Origin of the sequence: Geothrix sp. (assembly GCF_020622065.1) — a bacterium.
Lineage (GTDB): Bacteria > Acidobacteriota > Holophagae > Holophagales > Holophagaceae > Geothrix.
The window spans coordinates 1,515,676-1,537,932 of record NZ_JAHRYQ010000001.1; the positions used below are offsets into that span (position 1 = coordinate 1,515,676).

Genomic DNA, 22,257 nt, shown 5'->3' on the forward strand with positions numbered 1-22,257 from the left:
AGGTTGAATGGCGGGCACCGAGTTGTGTCACCATCCTTGCCAACCGGAGAGGAACCGACCATGCGCCCTGCCCTGCTCCTTCCCGTCCTCCTGCTCACCTTGGCCTGCAGCTCCAAGCTGGAGCGCGGCAAGGCCGAGGATCTGATCCGCAAGGACTACCCCGTCGTGATTCCCGTCACTGTGCCTGAGAAGGCCAGTGCGACGAAGGGCAGCCCCGAGCACCTGCGTCTGGGGGCCCTCAAGGAGAATCTCGACAAGAGCGGCTGGTTCGATGCCACCGTGCTGACCGAAGGTGATCGGGAATCCTTCACCTTCCGCCTGAAAGCCGACGCCCCCAAGATGATCAAGGCCGCGCCCAAGGGGTTCTCCGTGCCCGCGGCCGAGGCCACCTTCGTCCGGGCCGTCCGGATGGAGCCCACCCGGGAGGGGGCCCGCGTCACCTACGAAATCCGCCTGGAGAAGCCCACCGCCCAATTCCCCCTCTTCCAGGCCCTGCATCCGGATGCGAAGGTGGGCCAGACCAAGCAGCGTCACGCCACCTTCGAGCGGCGCCGGGGTTCCTGGGAACTGACGGGGACCGACGAAGCCTTCCGCAAGGCCGAGTGACTTTGACCAGAGTTACAGCCTCGTCACTTGGGGGCCGGCAGGCCCTCCAGTACCCTTGAAGGCATCGAGGTTCCCTTGAATCACAGTCCCGCCTTTCGTCTGCGCCGGTTCCTGAACTGGTTTCCCCTGGGACTGACCTACGCGGCCATGTACATGGGCCGTTACAACTTCAACATCGTGAAGAACGACATCGGCGCCTGGTATCACCTGGACAAGGCCCAGATGGGCCTCATCGCCTCGGCAGGCTTCTGGACCTACGGCCTGGCCGTGGCCTTCAACGGCCCCCTCGCCGACCGCATCGGCGGACGCAAGGCCATCCTCGTGGGCTCCCTCGGCGCGGCCCTCCTGAACCTGGCCATCGGGTTCATGTTCCTGAACGGTCATGTCACCCAGATCCTGGTGAGCATGAGCCTGCTCTGGAGCCTGAACATGTACTTCCAGAGCTTCGGGGCCCTGTCCGTGGTGAAGGTGAACAGCACCTGGTTCCATGTCCGGGAGCGCGGCGTCTTCGGCGGCATCTTCGGGATCATGATCAGCTCGGGCTACTTCCTGGCCACCACCATCGGGGCCTGGCTGCTCGCCAGCTTCCGCAGCTGGACGGTCATCTGGTTCGTGCCGGCCGCCGCCATGACCTTCATGTTCGCCGTGGACTGGTTCCTGGTGCGCAACCGGCCCAGCCACGCCGGATACCCCGACTTCGACACCGGGGACGGCTCCAATGCCGGCTCGGCCGAAGACGCCCCCCTGCCCCTTCGCGACCTGATCAAGAAGGTCTTCCACAACCCCATCATCGTGTCGCTCATCTTCGCGGAGTTCTGCACGGGCTTCGTGCGCCAAGGGGTCATGCTCTACTTCACCGAATACCTGCAGGAGATCTATCACCTGGGCAAGAAGGAACACCTCTTCTGGTGGACCGGCATCGCCTTCATGGGCGGTGGCATCCTGGGCGGCCTGCTCTGCGGGTGGATGAGCGACAAGCTCTTCCAGTCCCGGCGTCCGCCCGTGGCCTTCTTCTTCTACCTGGTGCAGGTGGTCATGCTGGGCCTACTGGGCATGACTCTGGGCCAAGGCACCTGGGGCGGGCAGATCTGGGCCGTGATCCTGCTCGGCCTCACCGCCATGTTCATCTTCGGCGTCCACGGCATGCTCAGCGGCACCGCCAGCATGGATTTCGGTGGACGGAAGGCCGCGGCCTCCGTGGCCGGAGCCCTGGACGGCATCCAGTACATCGGCTCCGGGCTGACGGGCTTCGGCCTGGGCTGGATCCTCAAGACCTACGGCTGGGACGGCGTGGCCACTCACGGCCACCAGCCGGTTCACGCCTGGGTGTGGGTGGGTTCCATCATCCCCTTCAGCCTCATCGGCGCCTTCATCATGACCCGCATCTGGAATGCCAAGGCGGGAGCCGGAGCGCACTGACAGGCGTTTTAACCACGGCAATGGTGGTTAATCCGTCCTCTATTTCTTCACCAGCTGGTCAAAGGCCGCCTTCAGGCCGCCGTGGATGGCCTGCACATCGGCGGGCTTCCAGGCTTTCTGATCCTCGCGTACGAAGGTAGTGAGGTCGTTCCGGTTGTCGAAGCGGGCCACGGGCAGGTAGTAGACCCTGCTGGCGTAGCGGTCGCCTTCCTGGATGAGGCGCTCCACGCGGATGGTGCCGGGGCGGTCGCTCTGCTCCATGAGCCAGGCCATGTCATCCGTGCCGTACTGCCCCAGCATCACCTCCATGGGCACGCTGTGGTGGAGGATGCTGCCCTGGCCGTTGGGACGGCCGCGCTCGATGTTCTTGCGGCGGCTTTCCGTGGGGTCCACCCAGACATACAGCACGGAGGCCGTCTCCAGGATGGCCGGGGACAGGGTCTGGAAAGCCGTGTCGTAGCCGTGGGGCGGACAGAGGGGAAACGCGGAGCCGTGGGCGCCGCCGCGGGCGGCTTCGATCACCAGGGTGCGGCCCGTCTTGTCCTGCGCGTTCTGGCGGTTGAGGGCATCCAGTTCGGCCCGGCATTCGCCTTCCAGGGCCTCAGCCATCCGCACCCGGATGCGGTGGGGAATCTCGCCCAGGGGCTGGGAGAGGCCGACCCTGGCGTGGGCCGCATCCAGGCGGTCGAAGAGGTGCTGGGCCGCGCTGGCCACCAGGGTCTGGCGGCTGGCCATGAGGTTCGCGTAGTCCTCATTCAGCAGCTCGATGAGGACGGCCCAGGTCCAGTTGTCCAGGAAGGGCCGGTTCGGGCCGTGGTAGTAGGCGTAGCCGAGGCCATTGGCCTTCAGCTCGTCGTCGATGCGGTGCATGAGGTGGACATAGGGATAGTCGTCCAGCTGCAGCGTGGGCCCCATGTGGAAGTCGTTCCGGCACTGATCGGGCGTGAGGCTGGCCAGGTAGCGGCGCACTTCCGACTTGCCGGAGGCGGGCAGGCTGAAGAGGAGGATGGTGTCGAGGAGCTGGTTCATGGGGTCCACCGTACAGAACCTCAAGAATGCCATGCCCGGAGCGAAACGGGATCAGGGAAGGTCCAACCCGAGGGGTCGCGAGAACCGGGTTGTGCCACCTGGCTATGGCCACAATGCTGGACCTGGGGTCTCCCTGCGGAGATCCTCGCGCCTGGAGATCCCATGAGTGCCCTCATCCGCCCGGCCCGTCCCGAAGATGGGACCGCCATTGCCTCCGTGGGACGCGAAAGCTTCACTTGGGCCTTCGGCCACCTCTATGAAGCGGGCACCCTGGCCCGGTATCTGGAAGCCACCTATTCACCCGCCAAGATCGCCCGCAGCCTGGCCAAGCCCAGCAACACCTATTTTGTCGCCGAGGTGGAGGGTCGCGTCCTGGGCTTCCTGAAACTGAAGGAGGCGTGCCCCCACCCCTCGGCGACGGGCCCGGGAACGCCGTGGCAGACCCAGAAACTGTATGTGGATCCCGGCACCCTGCGCTCCGGCCTCGGTCGGCAGCTGATGCTGGCCGGCGAAGCGTGGATGCGGACGCGGGGCGCTGGGTCCACCTGGCTGGTGGTCTACCAGGGCAATGCCTCGGCGATCCGCTTTTACGAATCCTTGGGTTTCCGGCAGGTGGGCGTGGAGTTCCATGATTTCGAGCAACTCCGGGTGGAGTTCAAGCTCATGGAGAAGTGCCTGTAGCCTCCGGTCCGGAGCACCGGGAGCGGTATGCTGGAGGAAGGGCCCTCCTCCGCACCCCCGACCACATCGGCGACCCTCCGCAAGCGTGGTTCCTTTTCTCCGGAATGTATCACCCATGCGTGACCGCGAAATCGTCGAGCGCGTCCGGGACGCCACGGACCTCCTGGCCCTGGTGGGTCAGGCGGTGAAGCTGCGCAAGCAGGGTTCGGCCCATGTGGGCCTCTGTCCCTTCCACGCGGAACGGAGCCCCAGCTTCCAGGTGGTGGCCAACCGGGGTTTCTACCACTGCTTTGGTTGCGGCAAGCACGGGGATGCTTTCGCCTGGCTCATGGAGCGTGAGGGCATGACTTTCCCCGAGGCCCTGGAGCAGCTGGCCCGGGCCGCGGGTATCGACCTGCCCCAGCGCCGGGAGCGGCCCACTGCCGAGGTGGACCTGGAAACCCGCATGCGGTCGGCGCTGGAGGCCGCCCAGTCCTTCTATGAACGCCAGCTCGAACGCAGCGAGGCGGCTCGCGCCTACCTGCGCCGACGGGGCTACGAAGGTCCTTTCGTGGTCGAAGCGGGCTTCGGCGTGGCGCCGGATGGCTGGGATGCTCTGGTGACGCACCTCCGAAGCCTGGATTTCTCGGGCGAGCTGCTGGAGCAGGCGGGCCTGGTCAGCCGCAGCGAGCGCGGCACGCAGATCGACTTCCTCCGCAACCGCCTCACCCTGCCCATCCACGACGCCCGGGGTCGCATCGTGGCCTTCGGCGGGCGCCTCATGGGCGATGGCCAACCGAAGTATCTGAACACCCGCGATACGCCCCTCTTCCACAAGGGCGAAACCCTCTTCGGTTTCCACCGGGCCAAGGGCGCCATGAAGGACGGAGCCCTGGTGGTGGAAGGCTATTTCGATGTGCTTCAGCTCCACCAGCACGGCATCCACCAGGCCGTGGCGCCCCTGGGCACCGCCCTCACCGAAGAGCACCTGAAGGCCCTGGGCCGCTTCACCCGCCGGGTCATCCTCTGCTTCGACGGCGATGCGGCCGGCCGGCGGGCCATGGAAAAGAGCCTGAGGATGGCGCTGCCACTGGGGTTCGAGGTCCGCCTGCTGGAGCTGCCCCAGGGCGAGGATCCCGACACCTGGTGCCTCAAACTGGGTGGCGACGCCTTCCGCGATCTGCTGCGCACCGCGCCGGACTGGACCGCTTTCATGGTGGACCGGGCCATGGAGGGCAAGGACCTGCGCCGCATCACGGACCGCATGGGCGCCTTCAAGGACCTGCTGGACTTCCTGCCCTACCTGCCCCGCACCACGGAAAGCCGGGATCTCTTCGCCAGCCTCGCCCATCAGCTCCAGGTCCCCCTGCAGGAGCTGGACCGGGCGGTGCGTGGCCGCCAGGCGCCGGCCCAGGGTCCCGACGAGCCCCCCCCCAGCCAATCCGCGCCCCCAGAAGTGGATGACCTCGTCCGCAGCCTCCTCCTGCTGAGCACCGCGGGGCATTGGCGGCGGGTCCAGGAGGTTCCACCGGCCTGGTGGGAAAACCTTCCTGGAGCGCCGCTGCTCCAGGCCCTCCTGGATGCTGAGGGCGATCCCACCCAGCTGCCAGGAGGCGCCCTGGCCGCCATCCGCCACCTGGAGGCCCAGGCCAGCCACAAGGATGAAGCCGGCCGGGATGCTGATTCTTTATTCGCGAAGCTGGAAGGCCGATACCTGGATCGGGAGATTCAGGCCAACAATCGCCTGCTCCAGGATCCCCGCACCCTCGTGGACGCAGCTCTCACGAAACAGGTGGAGATCCGCCAGAACGACCTGCTGCTGCGCCAGAAGAAGCTTTCCCAGCAGCGGCGAATCACCCGGTGAGGGTTCGAGCCACCATCCAACCCTTGCCTGAATCCGCAGATCCCTTATACTGAAAAGTTCCGGACTCGGCCGGTACATTGGACGAGTTCTGCTTACCTCTCGGCCGCCGGCACCGCCGGCCCGATATCTGCAGCGTTCTTTGAGGTCCGAATGGTTCCGACGCCACCGCGAGAAGCCTACTACCCCCTGACCAAAGCCCTGATCTCCATCGGAAGGAAGAACGGATTCCTGCTGGTTGACCAGCTCAATGATTTCCTCCCCGACACCGCCTCCAGTCCCATGGACCTCGAGGTGGTCATGGGTCTGTTCGCCCGTCTGGGCGTGGGCATCGGTGCCACAGAAGAAGAGGCCCAGGCCGCCCGCGAGGCCATCGAGCCCGAATTCGTCCTGGTGGACGGCGGCGGCAAGGCCGACAAGGACCTCGAAGTCGAGATCGACAGCCCCGACAGCGACAAATTCAACGATCCGGTCCGCATGTACCTCAAGGAGATGGGCACGGTCCCCCTCCTCAAGCGCGAGGATGAGGTCGAGATCGCCAAGCGCATCGAAGTGGGCGTGCGCAGCGTCATGCGCGCCCTGTCCCGGTCCCGCCTCGCCGCCAGCCTCCTCATCGAGATCGGCAAGATGCTGAAGGAGAACCCCGGCAAGATCCGCGAGGTCGTGGGTCTGTCCGACGAGGTGGACGACGACGAGGATGCCGAGAGCACCTCCGCCACCCAGCATGTGCACCACCAGTTCGAGAAGCTGCTGGTCTACGACCAGGCCCTCCAGGAGCTGCTGGACCTGCACCTCCAGGTCGAGGCCGGCACCAAGACCCTGCCCAAGAAACGCAAGCTGGGCCGGGAAATCCTCATGGCCCGCGGGCGCCTGTCCCGCCAGATCCGCAAGCTGGGCCTCAACAGCCTCGCCGTCACCCGCCTCATCGACAAGATCACCCATCAGCACAGCCAGGTGATGGCCGGGGAGCGCAAGTGCCGCGAGCTGCGGGACCGGCTCAAGAATCCGGCCTTCGCCAAGCTGAAGGACCGCTACAAGGAAGAGCTGGCCCACATCGAGAAGACCCTCGAGGACTTCTTCGAGAAGTACGAGACCACCAGCGAGCAGTTCCACAAGGATTTCAACGGACTCAAGGCCGCCGAGAGCATCAGCCGCGGCGCCAAGGCCGAGCTCATCGAGGCCAACCTGCGCCTCGTGGTCTCCATCGCCAAGCGCTACACCAACCGCGGCCTGCAGTTCCTGGATCTCATCCAGGAAGGCAACATCGGGCTCATGAAGGCCGTGGACAAGTTCGAATACAGCCGCGGCTTCAAGTTCTCGACCTACGCCACCTGGTGGATCCGGCAGGCCATCACCCGCGCGATCGCGGATCAGGCCCGCACCATCCGCATTCCCGTCCACATGATCGAGACCATCAACAAGCTCATCCGCACCCAGCGTGAGCTGGTGCAGAAGCTGGGCCGGGAACCCTCCAGCGAGGAGATCGCCCACGCCATGGACATGCCGGTGGGCAAGGTCCGCAAGGTGATGAAGATCGCCCAGGAGCCCATCTCCCTCGAAACGCCCATCGGCGAGGAGGAGGATTCCCACCTCGGGGATTTCATCGAGGACAAGACCGTGGTCTCCCCCGTGGAGCAGGTCGTGCAGCAGCGCCTCAAGGAGACCGTCCGCAATGTGCTCAACACCCTCAGCGAGCGGGAAGAGCGCGTCCTCCGCATGCGCTTCGGCGTGGGCGACGACGGCTCCGAGCACACGCTGGAGGAGGTCGGCAGCGAGTTCGCTGTCACCCGCGAGCGCATCCGCCAGATCGAATCCAAGGCCCTGAGAAAAATTCGCCACCCGCGCTATTCCAAGACCCTGAAAGCATTCCTGGGATAACGCCCGTCACAGAGGGCGCTGAGAGAACAGAGGTTCGCAGAGGAAGGGTTCGTTCTTCTCTGCGAACCTCAGCTGTCTCGGAGTCCTCGGCGGCTGTTTTCCCCTTGAAGTCGAGGTAGCCTGAGCCCGTGACCGACGCCCGAAAGAGCCCCTTCGCCCCCCTTCGGAATCGCATCTTCATGGCGATCTGGATCGCGGCCATGGTCTCGAATGTGGGGACTTGGGTTCAGAGCGTGGGCGAGAAGTGGCTCATGGCGGAGATCACCCGCTCACCGCTGCTCATGAGCCTCATCGAGACCGGCTCCACCCTGCCCATGCTGGTGTTGTCCATGCCCGGCGGCGCCATCGCCGACATCGTGGATCGGCGCCGCCTGCTGCTGGTCACCCAGGCCTGGATGCTGCTGGCGGCCGCGGCCATGGCCCTCCTATCGGCACTGCATCTGGTAACCCCGGCCATCCTCATCACCATGTCCCTGCTGCTGGGCGTGGGCGCCGCGCTCAATGCCCCGGCCTGGCAGGCCTCCGTGCCCGACCTGGTGCCCAAGGACCAGATCGCCGCCGGCGTGGCCCTGAACAGCGCGGGGTTCAATGTGAGCCGGGCCGTCGGCCCCGCCCTGGGAGGCCTCGTGGTGGGCTGGCTGGGTGCGACCTGGGCCTTCGCCCTCAATGCCGTCTCCTTCGTGGGGGTGCTGGTGGTCCTGAAGGGGTGGAAGCGCACGCCCGTCACCACCGACCTCCCCGCCGAGCGCTTCATCGCCGCCATGAAGGTGGGGCTTCGCTACACTCGGCACCGCTCAGCCCTCCAGGTGATCCTGCTCCGGGGCGGCGGGTTCGTGTTCTTCGGCGGGACGATCTTCGCCCTGCTCCCCACCCTGGCCATCCATCAGCTCAACCTTGGGTCCACGGCCTTCGGCCTGCTGCTGGGATGCATCGGGACGGGAGCGGTGGGGGCCACGCTGTTCCTGCCCGCCCTGCGGGAGAGGCTGAGTCCCAACGCCCTTCTCGCGACCGCCATCCTGGCATTCGCGGCTGGCCTGCTGGCTCTCTCCGTCGTGAACCACCCCCTGCCCGCCGGGCTGGCCCTCCTGGTCTGCGGGGCTGGCTGGCTGTCCGTCCTCAGCACCTGCAACACCGGCGTCCAGCTGTCCGTGCCCTCCTGGGTGCGCGCCCGGGCCCTTGGGGTCTATATCACCGTCTGGGGCGGCGCCATGGCAGGCGGCGCGGCCTTCTGGGGTTGGGTGGGCGAGCGGTGGGGGATCCATGTGGCCTTCCTCGCCTCCGGAATCGGCATGCTGCTGTTGCTGGCCGCCACCGCCCGACTGAAGATCCAGGCCCTGCACGAACCCATGGACATGAGCCCGCATCGCCTCCAGCCCCATGCCCCTGAACCCATCGATCCCGACGAGGGGCCCATCCTCACGGTGCTGGAGTACCGGATCCCGGAGGAGCGCAAGACCGCCTTCCAGGAAGCCATGCGGGAGGTCCGCCGCATCCGCATTCGCGACGGGGCCGTGCGCTGGTCGCTGTTCCAGGACATCGCCCCGCCGGAGCCCGGCCAGCTGCGCTTCGTGGAGAATTTCCTCAGTTCCAGCTGGGGAGAGCACCTCCGCCAGCACCACCGGGCCACCGTGGAGGACCGGGCCGTCTTCCGCCGGGCCTATGGGCTGGGGGTCGAAGTGAGGCCCCGAATCCGCCATCTCCTCGCCGCCTGGGAGGACCACCGCTCCATCCTGGACCGCATCTTGGAGTAAGGCCGCGCGTGGGCTAGGAGGCCCGGCCCGTTTCGGTCATGCTGGACTCATCGCTTCGGAGCCCGCACTCGTGCTTTCCAAGGACCAGACCCTGGGCAAATACCAGATCCTGGATCGCCTCGGCTCCGGGGGGTTCGGAGCCGTGTACCTGGCCCTGGACACCTGGGTGAACCGCAAGGTGGCCCTGAAAGTCCCCCACCAGCAGCAGGACGAGATCGTGGACCTGCTGAAGGAACCGCGCATCATGGCGGGTCTGAAGCACCCGAATATCGTCGAGCTCATCACCGTCGAGCGGAAGAACGGGATCTTCTTCATGGTCCTGGAATATGTGGAAGGCGAGAGCCTCGACCGGATGATCCGGCGGGAACGCACCCTCGCGCCGACCCGGGCCTTGGAGATGGGCCTGGACATCTGCAGCGCCATCGCCTTCGCCCATGGCCACCAGATCCTGCACCGGGACCTGCGCCCCGCCAACATCCTGGTGAACCGCGACGGCCTGGCCAAGGTCACCGATTTCGGCACCTCCCGCGTGCTGGAGATGCAGCATGTCCCCTTCGCCCCCACGCGCATCGGCTCTCCGCCCTACATGGCGCCAGAGCATTTCCGCGGCCGGGCCGTGTTCCAGTCCGACCTCTGGTCGCTGGGCATCACCCTCTACGAGATGCTCACGGGCACGGTGCCCTTCTACGACGCGGATCCCCTGAAGATCGCCCAGGCCTTCACCAGCCAGCAGATCCTGGCGCCGCACCTGCGGAATCCCATCGTGCCCAAGGCCTTCTCCGAGGTCGTCATGAAGGCGCTGGCGGTGAACCTCGGCGAGCGCTACCTGTCGGCCCAGGCCTTCCTGGAAGCCCTCCGCCGCCTCAAAGACAGCGTGGCCCGAGAGACCCGCCCCCTGGGCACGGCCGTGCTCTCCTCCAGCACCTCGGGCCCCCATCCCACCCTCCGCGCCGCCACCCAGGCCCGGCTTTGCCGCTTCTGCTACCGGCAGCTGCCCCGCATGGCCATGGTCTGCCCCAACTGCGGGGAGAAGAACTAGCCAATGATCTGGCACCCCACCAAGGATGCGGTGCAGCGGCTCTGGGGCCGCCGGTGGGTACGCCGGGTGTCCTATGTCCTCGTGGCCGGCGCGACCGTCGTGACCGTGGGCCCCTGGCTCGCCACCCGGCCCGCCGTCCTCCGGTGGACCATCTCCAAGCTCGATGCCCTGACCCGCGAGGAGACCGGGCTCCCGCTCACCATCGGCCAGCTGGAGATCCACCCCATCCTGGGATCCATCGTCCTGCGGGATGTGCACCTCGGAGGGGACCTGCTCAGCGTGCGGCGCATCGAGATCCAGGCGGACCTCCCCTCCTTCCTTGCGCCCCCCTACCGGATCTTCTCCATCCGGGCCGAGCAGCCCCACCTCCGGCTGACGGAAGCGGGCCTGGCCCCCCTCAAGCTCAAGGAGCGCCCGCCACGGACGGGCCCCCTGCCCCAGGTGCGGCTCGACCTCTTCAGCCTCACCGGCGGCGAGATCGACATCCCCGAGCCGCTGCGCGGCATTCCCGCGGCACGCTACCAGTTCGAGGTGAAGGCCACGGGCCAGGGGCCCAACCGCCTGCGCCTGGATGTGGCCGGCCCGCAGCTGTCTGTGAAGGGGCCGGGCGGCTGGGAGCGGGGCCGATTGGATCTGAACGGGGAGCTTTCTGAGACCTTCGTCCTGCTCCAGGAGGGCTACCTCCGCCTAGGCGAAAGCCAGGTGCGGCTGAGCGGGCGCCTGGAGGCCAAGACACCCAAGGCACCCGAGCGGCTGGAAGGCCGTCTCGGCAGTGTCCTCAGCCTGGCCCAGATCGCCCGCTGGGGAGGTCAGACGCGACCGCCCCTGACAGGCAGCCTGGATGTCAGTGCCACCGTCGACGGCACCCTCGCCGCCCCCCGCTGGTCTGTGATCGCGGAAGGCCAAGGGCTCCGGCCGGCGAACGGGAGCTTCCAGCCCGGCGCGCTCGACCTGCGAGCCAGCGGCGGCCTCCAGGCCGCCAAGGTCGAGCATCTGCGCTGGCGGTCCAGCCAGGGAGAGCTGGATCTCCAGGGAACCTGGTCCAAGAAGGCGCCCCCGGAAGCCACCCTCCAGGGACGGAACCTGGATCTGGATGCCGTCGGCCGCGCCCTGCGCCTCCCGGAATTCCAGGGCGTCCGCGGCACGCTGCAGGCCCAGGTCAAGGGACCGCGGGAAGCTTCGGCCCTGAGCCGCCCGGACCGCTGGCAGGCCTCGGCCCAGATGGCCCTGACGCAGCACGGCCTGGAGGCCGGCAACCTGCGGGCCTCCTTGCGGGAGGGCCGGGCCACCCTCGATCAGCTCCGGTTGGACCTCGAAGCACTGAAGGCCTCCGGCACCGGCTGGGCCACCCTCGGGTCCCGCGGTCTGGTGCGTCTGGAGGCGGAAGGCCAGGTGGAGGTGGGCGCCAGCCAGGTAGCCCAGGCCCTGCGCGCCTGGAAAGTGGTGGACCTGGACATGGAGGGCCAGACCCGGGCCCAGGCCAAGGTCCGCTGGAGCCGGGGCGCCGGCCTGGAGCTGGATGGCACCACCGAGGTCTCCCATCCCCGCTGGCACGGGGCGCGGGCGGATGAGCTGCAGGCCAAGGTGGAGATCCGCGGCTCGGACCTTCGTGTCACGGACATCGACCTGAAAAAGGACGAGGGCCGCGGCGGCGGCGATCTCTGGCTCACCTGGGGTCGCACCGCCCCGGGCCAGAAGCAGATGGACATGTGCTACACGGCCTTCCGCCTCCCCGTGGCCGAAGGGCTCAGGGCCGCCGATTTGAAGGACAACGAGGGCCACGACCTCCCCATCACCGGCACCGGCAGCGGCTGGGTGCGCCTCCAGGGCCCCTACGATCACCTCACCATGCAGGGCGCCGCCCAGGTCGAAGCCGGGGAGGTCTACGGGATCAAGGTCCCCGCCGCTTCTTCCGATTTCGCGATGGACCTCGAGACCCTGCGGCTGCGCCTTCAGGATGTCCGCATCGCCGAGCGCTCCGAGCTGCTGGGCAGCCCCGGCTCCGAACCCGAAGGGGCCCTGGCCCTGACCGGCCAGGCCGACATGGACCTCCGCCGGTGGACCTGGAAGGTGGATCTCGCAGGGCGCCTCGATTCCCAGCTGATGGCCCTGCCCGGCCCCCGCATCCAGGCCCAGGTGGAGGCCCGCCTGCTGGGGCCCGTCACCCACCCCTTCGGCGCCCTGGATCTGCCGGAGGGCCAGGTCAACCTGAGCCGGGGCCGCATCTTCTTCGGCGGGCGCAGCCTTGAGGGCCTGGAAGGTGCCTTCAGCCTGGAGCGGGGCCGGATGGCCGGCCGCCTGGCCCTGGAGGGCATGAGCCGTCCGCTGGTGGAGGTCCAGGTCCGGCAGGACGGGCCGGATCTGGCCGGCAGCCTATCGCTGAATGTCTCCGCGGACAGCGCCCGAACCGAGAACCTGGCCCGGAGCCTGACCGACGACCTGATGGAGGATCTGAGCCTCGAGGTCAGCGCCCAGGGGCGCTGGAACGGCCGGAATCTCCTCTGGACCGGATCCCTGAACCGCCTGGCCGCCCAGTTCAATGCCTTCGAACTCCATCAGGCCCGACCCTCCTCCCTTCGCGGGGACGCCAATGGCGCCGAGGTGGACATCGCCCTGGAAGGCGGGGCGCGGAAAGCCGCCGACCCGACGGCCCAGGCCGCCAACCTGCGCCTGACGGGGACCGTGCCCTTCTCGACGACCGCCCCCCTGGCCCTCCGGGTGCAGGGCGCCGCCAACCTCGCCCACCTCAAGTCGATCTTCGACCGGGTGATGGAGGTCGACGAGTACAGCCTGCTGTCCGAGCTGCGGATCCAGGGCCTGGGCCGGTTCGACCTCCTGGCCCATGGGACCTATCCCGCCCCCCTGCTGGACGGCACCCTGTCCCTGGAAAAGGGCCAGACGAACCTGCGGGGCTACCAGGGCGTGGAGGATCTGCAGGTCGGGCTGATCTTCAAAGACCGCACCGTGTCGATTCCCGCGGACCGGCCGCTGCGAGGCACCTTGGCCCACGGGGACCTGCAGGTCTCCGGCGACCTCACCTGGCGGCTCGGCGGCCTGGACGCCTACCGGCTGAAGGCCTCCCTCGCCAACTTTCAGCTCCGGGATGTGCCCGACGGCCTGGATCTCCAGGGCACCCTGCGGGCCACCCTGGAGGGCAATGAGGAGGGAGGCCTGCTCAAGGGCCGCCTCCGGGCCGACCGCCTGAGCTACCAGACCGAGGTGAAGCTGGCCGACCTCATCCTGCGGAGCGCCCTCAGCGACAGCGGTGGCCTGGTGGGCCTGGACCTGGACGATCCCCTGGAGCGCATCCGCCTGGACCTGGACCTCGACCTGCGCAGCCCCTGGAGCTTCGACACCAACCTCCTGAAGCTGGAAGGCCGCACGGAAGGGCCTTTCCAGGTGCTGGGCACCCTGGCGCACCCCGTGCCCAAGGGCACGATGATCTTCCAGCCCGGCGGCCGCATCACCAACATCTTCCCCGCGGGCGACATGGTGGTGGATCGAGGTTCGCTGGTCTTCTCCGAATCACGCCCCCTGGACCCGGTCATCAACCTCCAGGGCAGCGTCAGCTCCATTCCCGGCTACACCGTGAACCTCGACATCCACGGCACCCTGAGCAACCTGGCCATCGTGCCCAGCTCCACCCCCAGCCTCCGGCAGGACGAGATCGTGGCCATCCTCATCAATCCCGGCAATGTGGCCAATGTGGGCGCGGCGGGAGCCACTTCCGGCGCCACCCAGGGCGCCATCACCTCCGGCATCGCCAGCGCCGGTTCCGGCCTCATCTCCACCCTGGCCTTCGCGCCCTTCCAGGAGCAGATGCGGCGGACGCTCGGCCTGGATCGCGTGAATGTGGCGGTGCGCTCCACCAACCTGGGCACCACCGAGACCGAGGTCACCCTGGGCAAGAGCATCAACCTGTTCGGCCAGCGCAGCGCCTTCGTGGTCTCCCACAAGAAGAGCGGCGAGCTGAGCATCACCTCCGGCCAGGTGGAGTGGCGTTTCGGCGGCTTCATTCTGCAGCTGGGCGCCAGCAAGGGCGGTGGCACCGGGCTCAACCCCTCGGGAGAGATCCGCCACACCTGGAGTCCCAAGTAGTGCGCGGGCGGTAGGCTGTAAGTGGAGACACGCATGATCACGGTGAAATGCTTCGCCCGCTACCGCGCCCTGTTGGGGTTCAGCGAACTCGAACTGCCCGTCGCCCCCACCCTGGATGACCTTCTGGCGGATCCCCGCTTCGCGGACCTGCCCAAGGACGCCCTGCTGGCCGTGAACCAGAGCTTCGCAGACCGCACGGCGCCGCTGACGGAGGGCGACGAGGTGGCCCTGATGCCTCCGGTGTCGGGCGGCTGATCAGCTCTCGCGCCGGATTTCCAGCACTTCCCCCCCGCTGAGGCGCAGCAGGTCCTGGAAGGCGGGCTCCCGCCGCAGGCGGTCCTCGGGCCGGTCGCCCTGCGCTTCCTCGGAGGAACCGCCCTCGAAGCTGATCTCCAGCTCCCTCAGGCCCGGGAGCACCGCCGCCAGCGCCGCCAAGACATGGGGATTGGTCTTTTCCCGCTCAAGGTCCTGGAGGGTCTGCCGCACATTGCCCGGGAACCGGAAGTGCAGCACCGGCGGCTCCCAGCGCAGATCCGTGGCCATCTGGGGCGCCGTGCCGAGGGCCCGGAGGCCGGGCACCTGACGGAGCGCCTCGCTGCAGGCCACCCGCAGCTGGGGAGGTGCCGGTGCCCCCATGGGAACCGCCGCCTGGGGGCGGGCGGGAGCAGGGGATGGAGCGCGGGGCGGGGCACTTGCTGCGGGGGCCGGTGCGGGCCTGCGAGGCCCCTCAGGCGCCGGCGCGGCCTGGGGGGCCCGGGAAGGGACCGGCGGCGGCCCGGCGGGCGGGCCCGAAGGTCGCGATGGCGCTCCGGCCCCGTAGGCGCCGGAGACGAGGGCATCCAGGGGGGCCAGGTGCGGCAGCTGCGCCGCCGTGAGGAGGGCCAGCTCCACCACCACGCGGGGCAGGCTGCTGTCGCGCAAGTCTCGCTCCCGGCTCAGCAGAAGATTCAGCATTCGCGCCCAGCGCAGCAGGTCCTGGGGGCCCCGCGCGGCGCGGGCTTCCGCTTCCAGGCGGTCGCGAAAGGCCAGCACCAGCTCGCGCCAGAAGGTGGCCCAGTCCGCGCCCTGCTCATTCAGCTCGCGGCAGGCCTCCACCAGGGCCGCCGTGTCGCCGATGACCAGGGCCGACAGGACGCCCTGCACCAGATGGGCGCTGACGATGCCCAGTTGTTCCCGGACGGCTTCTTCCAGCACCTTCCCATCGCCAGCCGCGATGACGCGGTCGAGGATGGTCAGCGCATCGCGCATGGAACCTTGGCCCGCCTCGGCCACCAGCCGCAGGCTGCCGGCCTCGACCTCCACGCCCTCGTGCTCGCAGACATGCCGGAGGCGGCCCTCGATGAGGCCGACGGGAATCAGGCGGAACGGGAAGATCTGGACGCGGCTCTTGATGGTGTCGGGCACATCCTGCAGTTCCGTGGTCGCCAGCACAAAGATGGCGTGGGGCGGCGGCTCCTCGATGACCTTCAGCAGGGCATTGAAGGCCTCGGTGCTGAGCATGTGCACTTCGTCGATGATGTAGATCCGGTAGCGGCAGAAGGCCGGCCGCGTCTGCACCTGCTCCCGGAGGGCCCGGGCGTCGGCCACGGAGGCCCGGCTGGCGGCGTCGATCTCGACGATGTCCAGGCTGCTGTCAGGTTGCTCCGCGGCGCGGCAGGGATCGCAGACCCCGCAGGGCGTGGCGGTGGGGCCTTCGGCGCAGTTCAGGGCCCGGGCCAGGATGCGCGCCGTGCTGGTCTTGCCCGTGCCGCGCACCCCCGCGAAGAGGTAGGCCTGGTGGATGCGGCCGCTCTCCTTGGCCCGCTTCAGGGCGTTGGCCAGGGCCTTCACACTACCTTCCTGTCCCACAAGGTCGGATAGCAGACGGGGGCGGTATTTGAGGGCGAGGGTGCTCATCGGAAATCCAGTCTCCCATAAGAGTACCCAACCTGCCCCATAAGCAGGGAAGAGGCTCCGGTGGGCCGCCAACTGCGGTAACCTGCGACTCTCCCGAGGACATCCGATGCCCCACGCATCTCGGAACGAACACGCCGCATGCGGGGTGGGATTCATCGCCTCCCGGACCGGAAAGGCCTGCCATCAGGTTCTCCGGGATGCCCTCCAGGCCCTGCGGTGCGTGGAGCACCGGGGCGGCTGCGCGGCCGATCAAATCAGCAGCGACGGCGCGGGCGTCATGGCCGACATCCCCTTCGAGCTGCTGGGCCACCAGCCCGGCGAGATCGCCGTGGCCAGCCTCTTCATGCCCCAGGACCCCGGCCGCCTGCGCCGCGCCCTCGCGTTGTTCGAGTCCACCTTCGCATTCTTCGACCTGGATGTGCTGGCCTACCGGGAGGTCCCCGCCAATCCCGCAGTGTTGGGCGTCGACGCCCGGCGCACCCTGCCCTCCCTGCGGCAGGCCATCCTGCGCCGGCCGGCCCACTGCCGCACGGATGCCTCCTTCGACAAACTGCTCTACAACGCCAAGCAGGTGCTGCGCACCAAGCTCGAGGAGCAGGGCATCACGGACGAGTTCTTCTTCGCCTCGCTGTCCGCCCGGACCATCGTCTACAAGGCCCTCACCCGCGCCGCAGATCTCGACCGGTTCTACCCGGATCTCCTGGATCCGCGCTTCATCACGCGGTTCGCCCTCATCCACCGCCGCTTCAGTACGAACACCCGCACCTCCTGGGACAAGGCCCAGCCCTTCCGCCTCCTCGCCCACAACGGCGAGATCAACACCATCGCCGGCAACCGCTCCCGCGCCATCTCCCGGGAGATGTCCATCGGGCTCAAGGCCGACCAGCTGGTGACGCACGGCTCCATCAGCGATTCCGGCAGCCTGAACGAGATCGCCGAGGCCCTGCTCTACCGCAGCAGCATCCCGCATGTGGAGGACATCCTCGCCATCATGCTGCCGCCCGCCGAGGCGGAGGCCCCCTTCTACACCTTCTGGAGCCGGGCCATGGAGCCCTGGGACGGTCCCGCCTTCCTGGTCTACGCCGACGGCGGCACCGTGGGAGCAAGGCTCGACCGCAACGGCTTCCGCCCCGCGCGCTGGGCCATCACGGATGACCGGTTCTATCTGGCCTCCGAGGCCGGCGCATTCCCCCTGGATGAAGCGGCCGTGCGCCGCAAGGGCATCCTCCATGCAGGCACGGGCGTGAAGGTGGACCTGGCCACGGGCCGCGTGCATTTCCGGGATCCGGGGCGCTCGCGGGAGCACCGGGACGCCGCCTTCGACCCCCGCACCACGCCCATCGGCTCGCTTCCGGACCCGGCCCCGCCGGAAGGCCCCGTCAGCGTGTTCCGCAAGACCCTCTTCACCTGCTCCCGCGAGGAGCTGGAGAAGGTCCTCTATCCCATGATCGCCACCGGCAAGGAGGCCATCGGCTCCATGGGCGACACGGCGCGGCCCAATGTCTTCTCCTCCGAACCCAGACCCTTCTTCGACTACTTCTACCAGCACTTCGCGCAAGTCACGAACCCGCCGCTGGACTACCTCCGCGAAGGCAACATCACCGACCTGCGCGTGTTCCTCGGCCGTTCGCCCAACATCTTCTTCCCCAAGGATCTGATCCCGCTGAGCGAGGCCCTGGAGCTGCCCCGGCCCATCCTCGACCTCGGGCAGATGCGCTTCCTGGAGCGGATGCAGAGCTACCGGCCCTCCGAATCCCACATCATCCCCCGCACCTTCGCCATGCGCTTCCGCCGCGACGACGGCGTGGCGGGCTTCCACGCCGCCGTCGCGCGGCTGGCGGCCGATGTCCTCGAGGCCGTGAAGGGCGGCACCAGCGTCATCATCCTCAGCGACCGTGAGGCCAGCGTGGAGCAGCCGCCCATCCCGGGCCTCATCGCCCTGCGGGCCGTGGTGCACACCCTCAACGAGTCCGGCCAGCGCCTCAACGCCGCCATCGTCATGCACACGGCCGAGGCCCGGACCTCGCACCACCTCGCCGCCCTCATCAGCTTCGGCGCCTCCGCCGTCTGCCCCTACCTCGCCCTGGAGATCGCGCGGCGCGACGAGCACCCGACCTTCGGCGCCCTGAGCGCGGACCGCCGCGAACAGAACCTGGTCGCGGCGCTGGAATCGGGCCTGCTCAAGATCATGGCGAAGTGCGGCATCTCGGTGGTCCAGAGCTACATGAGCGCCAAGCTCTTCACGGCCGTGGGCCTGGGACCGGAGCTGATGGAGACCTTCTTCCCGCAGCGCACCAGCCCCATCGGCGGCATCGGGTACGAGGACTTGGCCGGCGACATCCTCCGGAAGACCGGCCTCGCAGCCCAGGCGGGATTCATGGACCGCCTGCTGCACACCCACCAGTTCCGGGAATCGCCCCACCCCGACCAGGGCGAGCACCACGGCATGACCTCGGCCCGCGCGCGGCTGCTGCACCGCCTGGTGGCCTTGGACCCCGAGACACCCGAGGCGCGGGATCTCTACCAGGACTACCTCGCCTCCCTGAAGCTCGATGAGCCCATCAACCCCCGCCACCTCCTGGCCTTGCGCCCGGACGCCACGCCCCTGCCCCTGGAGGCCGTCGAACCGGTCTCGGCCATCCTCCAGCGCTTCGGGGCCGGCGCCATGTCCTTCGGGGCCGTCAGCGCCGAGAGCCAGCGCGACCTCATCCTGGCCATGGAGGCCTCGGGTGGCCGGAGCAACAGTGGCGAGGGCGGCGAGAACCCCTTCTACTGGACGGACGGCATCACCGCCTCCACCAAGCAGGTGGCCTCGGCCCGCTTCGGCGTGACGGCGGAGTACCTCATCTCCGGGGAGGAGCTGCAGATCAAGGTGGCCCAGGGGGCCAAGCCCGGCGAGGGCGGCCAGCTCATGCGCGTGAAGGTCGATGAGTCCATCGCCAGGGCCCGGTTCTCCCTGCCCGGCGTGGACCTGATCTCCCCGCCGCCCCTGCATGACATCTACAGCATCGAGGATCTGAAGGAGCTCATCTACGAGCTGCGGCAGGTGCATCCCGCCGCAAAGATCAGCGTGAAGCTCGTCTCGGGCACGGGCATTGGCACCATCGCCGTGGGCGTGGCCAAGGCCGGGGCCGACATCATCTATGTGGCCGGAGGCGACGGCGGTACCGGAGCCGCCACGCTGGGTTCCATGAAGCACGCGGGCCTGCCCTGGGAGTTCGGCCTGGTGGAGACCCAGCGGGCGTTGCTGGAGAACGGCCTCCGCGACCAGGTGGAACTGCGGGTGGACGGTGGCCTGCTCACGGGCAAGGATCTGGTGACGGCGGCCATCCTCGGCGCCGAGGGCTTCGAGTTCGGGAAGCTGCTGCTGGTGGCCGAAGGCTGCGTGATGGCGCGGATCTGCGAAAAGAACACCTGCCCCGCAGGCATCGCCACCCACGACCCGAAGTTCAAGGCCCGCTATGCCGGCAGCCCCGAGGCAGTCCAGCGCGTGCTGATCCACCTGGCGGAGGACGCGCGCCGCCACCTCGCGGCCCTGGGCGTGGCCTCGCTGGGGGATCTCCAGGACCGGGTGGACCTCCTCCAGGTGGCGCCGGACCATGCGGCCTTCGTGCACGACCGGAAGCTCGACCTGGGATCGCTCCTGAATCCGCGCCCGCCACGAGCCGGCACGGGGCCTTCCGTCTCCGACTCCGAAGGCGTAGGGGCCTTGAACCAGCGCATCCTGGCGGAGGCGGAGACCTTCCTGGAAGCCGGCGGCACCCACCGTCAGGCCCATGCCATCACGACCCAGGACCGCGGCGTCCTGGCCACCCTCGCCGGAGCCATCGCCAAGCGGGTGCGGGAGCGCCGCCGGCGGGGCGAGGATCCGGCCGTGCCTGGCCTCCTGCACCTGGACTTCACCGGCAGCGCGGGCCAGGGATTCGCCGCCTTCCTCACGGACGGGTTGGAGGTCCGCCTGCAGGGCGAGGCCAACGATTCCGTTGCCAAGTCCATGTCCGGCGGGCGCGTGATCCTCCTCCCGCATCCCCGGTCGACCTACGCCGCCGAAGAGAACGCCATCCTCGGCAACGGCGCCCTCTATGGCGCCACTGGCGGGACGCTGCTGGTCCGCGGCCGGGCCGGGGACCGCTTCGCCGTGCGGAACAGCGGGGCCGCCGCCGTGGTCGAGGGCACGGGCCACCACGCTTGCGAATACATGACCCGGGGCGCCGTGGCCATCCTCGGCCCCGTGCTCTCCAATGCCGGCGCCGGCATGACCGGCGGTTGCCTCTACCTGCGCCGGACCCACGCGGAAAGGGTGAACCAGGACTACCTCACCGCCCTCCCCTGGCGGCCCGAGGAGGAGACCCAGTTCCGCGGCCTGCTGGAGCAGCACCACGCCGAAACCGGCAGTGCCACCGCCGCCGCCCTGCTCGAAGACTGGCCCGCCACCCTTCTTGCCTTCAGCGCTTTTGTGCCTGTGGCCGTGGCGGCAGGGCTGAAGCCCAGCTAGCCCCGTTCAGCCGGGCCCCCCTTCCGCCAGAAAGGCGTCGCGTCTCACCGTCGCGAAGGCATCAGCCCACCCGGTCGAACAACCCAGGTTGGCAGACGGGAGTTGGCGGTGGCGGTGGTGGCTTCTCGGCCTTCTCCCGGGATCGCCGGCGGATCGGGAAGGCCTCGGCGAACGCCTGGCGGATACCTTCGGCATAGGTGGGGTCCAGCACCTTCAGCCAGCCATGGTCCGCCAGCACCTTGTAGAAGGGATCCTGCTTCAGCAGGCGCAGGCGGCCGACCCAGGCGTTGGACGCACCGCTGGTGCGGGCCCGGCGGGCGAAGGCCTCAGGGGCATGCACGGCCATGAGGGGGGCCACCGCCACCGTCACGCCGATGCCCGCCGCAGCCAGGCGTTCCACCGCGGCCCAGCGGCTGGGGATGGCCGGGGCGTGCGGCTCCACCGCCTGGCGGACGGTGTCGTCATCGGTGGGGATGGAGAGGCCCACGGTCAGCCGGTCCCCGAAGGCCCGCAGCAACTCCAGATCCTGCAGCACCATGGGCGAGCGGGTGTGGACGATCACCTCGGTGGTGGGGCAGAGCAGCAGCACCTCCAGGCAGCGGCGCGTCAGCCGATACTCCCGCTCCAGGGGCTGGTAGGGATCCGTGGCCGAAGCCATGAACACCCGTTCGCCGTGGAGCCGGTACCGCTGGGACCAGAGCAGCTCCGGCGCATTCAGCTTCGGGGCGACCCACTCGCCCCAGTCTTCGGGCTTGTGCAGGGCGTTGGGGTAGTCCCGCACATAGCAGTAGCGGCACCCGTGCCCGCAGCCGCGATAGGGGCTGAGGGCGAACCCGAAGCCGTACCGGTCGTCCTTCTGGGGGCGCAGGATGGAGCGGGCCTCCTCCGGCTCCACCAGCAGGTTCTGGAAGAGGGGCGGCGGATCCGACGGAAGCGGCAAGGGCGTCATAGCCCAAGTTTTCGCTTTTTATTCGCCAAATCAAGGGGTGGCGGGCGATTTGGGGGTCAGGGGGATCACATTGATCCGGCCGTTGGTTTCGAGGATGGCCACGCGCACATCGGCCACATCGGAAACCCCCGCCTGCCGCACGGCGGCCATCAGCTCATGGCGGGTGATCCGCTCGGAAGCCAGCATGGCCTCGTCCAGCAGCCCGTTGTGGATCAGGATCTGCGGGCGCCCCTCCAACAGCGTCTCCGCCCGCTTGCTGCGCCAGGTGAGCCAGGACATGACGCCGTTCACCGCCAGGAGGGTGGCGACCAGGATGAAGCCCCCGGCCACGGTGTTGTCCCCGGCGTTCATGCTGTTCTGCACGGCGTTGCTCAGCACCAGGAGCATCACGAAGTCGAAGGGCGCCAGCTGGCCCACCTGGCGCTTGCCCGTGAGACGCAGCAGCACCAGGAGGAAGCCGTACACCAGGAGGGCCCGCAGCACGAACTCCCACCAGGGCTGGGTCAGCTTCCACATGGAAACGCCCACGGGCAGGGCACCCTCAAGCAATATGGCGATGGACATGCCCCTCCCCTG

At 68.4% G+C, this 22,257-nt stretch carries 14 protein-coding genes; 10 read left to right on the plus strand and 4 right to left on the minus strand.

What is annotated here, in order from left to right; genetic code table 11:
• Positions 1–60: 60 nt before the first annotated feature.
• Positions 61–606, plus strand: a complete 546-nt coding sequence (locus QZ647_RS07130; protein WP_291271491.1) for a hypothetical protein — start codon at positions 61–63, stop codon at positions 604–606.
• 75 nt (positions 607–681) lie between these two features.
• Positions 682–2,025, plus strand: coding sequence for an MFS transporter (locus QZ647_RS07135; RefSeq protein ID WP_291271492.1), 1,344 nt, complete (start codon positions 682–684; stop codon positions 2,023–2,025).
• A 39-nt stretch (positions 2,026–2,064) separates the two neighbouring features.
• Here QZ647_RS07135 and QZ647_RS07140 read toward each other — a convergent pair whose 3' ends face one another.
• Positions 2,065–3,054, minus strand: coding sequence for a hypothetical protein (locus tag QZ647_RS07140; protein ID WP_291271493.1), 990 nt, complete (start codon positions 3,052–3,054; stop codon positions 2,065–2,067).
• Positions 3,055–3,216: 162 nt separating this feature from the next.
• Here QZ647_RS07140 and QZ647_RS07145 point away from each other — a divergent pair, with 162 nt between their 5' ends.
• From QZ647_RS07145 to QZ647_RS07175, 7 genes are all read left to right on the plus strand, one after another.
• Entirely contained in the window at positions 3,217–3,735 is a 519-nt protein-coding gene (locus QZ647_RS07145; protein WP_291271494.1) for a GNAT family N-acetyltransferase, read from the plus strand.
• Between the two features lie 115 nt (positions 3,736–3,850).
• A complete protein-coding gene (dnaG, locus tag QZ647_RS07150) occupies positions 3,851–5,578 on the plus strand; it encodes a DNA primase (RefSeq protein WP_291271495.1) in 1,728 nt (575 codons plus the stop codon).
• A 150-nt stretch (positions 5,579–5,728) separates the two neighbouring features.
• Positions 5,729–7,453, plus strand: a complete 1,725-nt coding sequence (rpoD, locus tag QZ647_RS07155; RefSeq protein WP_291271496.1) for an RNA polymerase sigma factor RpoD — start codon at positions 5,729–5,731, stop codon at positions 7,451–7,453.
• Between the two features lie 128 nt (positions 7,454–7,581).
• Entirely contained in the window at positions 7,582–9,204 is a 1,623-nt protein-coding gene (locus QZ647_RS07160) for an MFS transporter (RefSeq protein ID WP_291271497.1), read from the plus strand.
• A 70-nt stretch (positions 9,205–9,274) separates the two neighbouring features.
• Entirely contained in the window at positions 9,275–10,243 is a 969-nt protein-coding gene (locus QZ647_RS07165; RefSeq protein ID WP_286355947.1) for a serine/threonine-protein kinase, read from the plus strand.
• Positions 10,244–10,246: 3 nt separating this feature from the next.
• The gene (locus tag QZ647_RS07170) at positions 10,247–14,341 is read left to right on the plus strand and encodes a translocation/assembly module TamB domain-containing protein (RefSeq protein WP_291271498.1); all 4,095 of its coding nucleotides are present in this window, start codon (positions 10,247–10,249) and stop codon (positions 14,339–14,341) included.
• Positions 14,342–14,374: 33 nt separating this feature from the next.
• Positions 14,375–14,596, plus strand: a complete 222-nt coding sequence (locus tag QZ647_RS07175; protein ID WP_291271499.1) for a MoaD/ThiS family protein — start codon at positions 14,375–14,377, stop codon at positions 14,594–14,596.
• Here the strand turns inward: QZ647_RS07175 and dnaX are convergent, their stop codons facing one another.
• Positions 14,597–16,237: a DNA polymerase III subunit gamma/tau gene (gene dnaX, locus QZ647_RS07180; RefSeq protein ID WP_291271500.1), complete on the minus strand. Its 1,641-nt coding sequence runs from the start codon at positions 16,235–16,237 to the stop codon at positions 14,597–14,599.
• Positions 16,238–16,343: 106 nt separating this feature from the next.
• Between dnaX and gltB the strand changes: the two genes are divergently transcribed.
• Positions 16,344–20,732, plus strand: a complete 4,389-nt coding sequence (gene gltB / locus QZ647_RS07185; RefSeq protein ID WP_291271501.1) for a glutamate synthase large subunit — start codon at positions 16,344–16,346, stop codon at positions 20,730–20,732.
• 61 nt (positions 20,733–20,793) lie between these two features.
• Here gltB and QZ647_RS07190 read toward each other — a convergent pair whose 3' ends face one another.
• Positions 20,794–21,681, minus strand: a complete 888-nt coding sequence (locus QZ647_RS07190) for a radical SAM protein (protein ID WP_291271502.1) — start codon at positions 21,679–21,681, stop codon at positions 20,794–20,796.
• A gap of 30 nt (positions 21,682–21,711) precedes the next feature.
• Positions 21,712–22,245 (minus strand): YetF domain-containing protein, encoded by a 534-nt coding sequence (locus tag QZ647_RS07195; RefSeq protein WP_291271503.1) that lies wholly within the window; start codon positions 22,243–22,245, stop codon positions 21,712–21,714.
• Between the last annotated feature and the right edge of the window lie 12 nt (positions 22,246–22,257).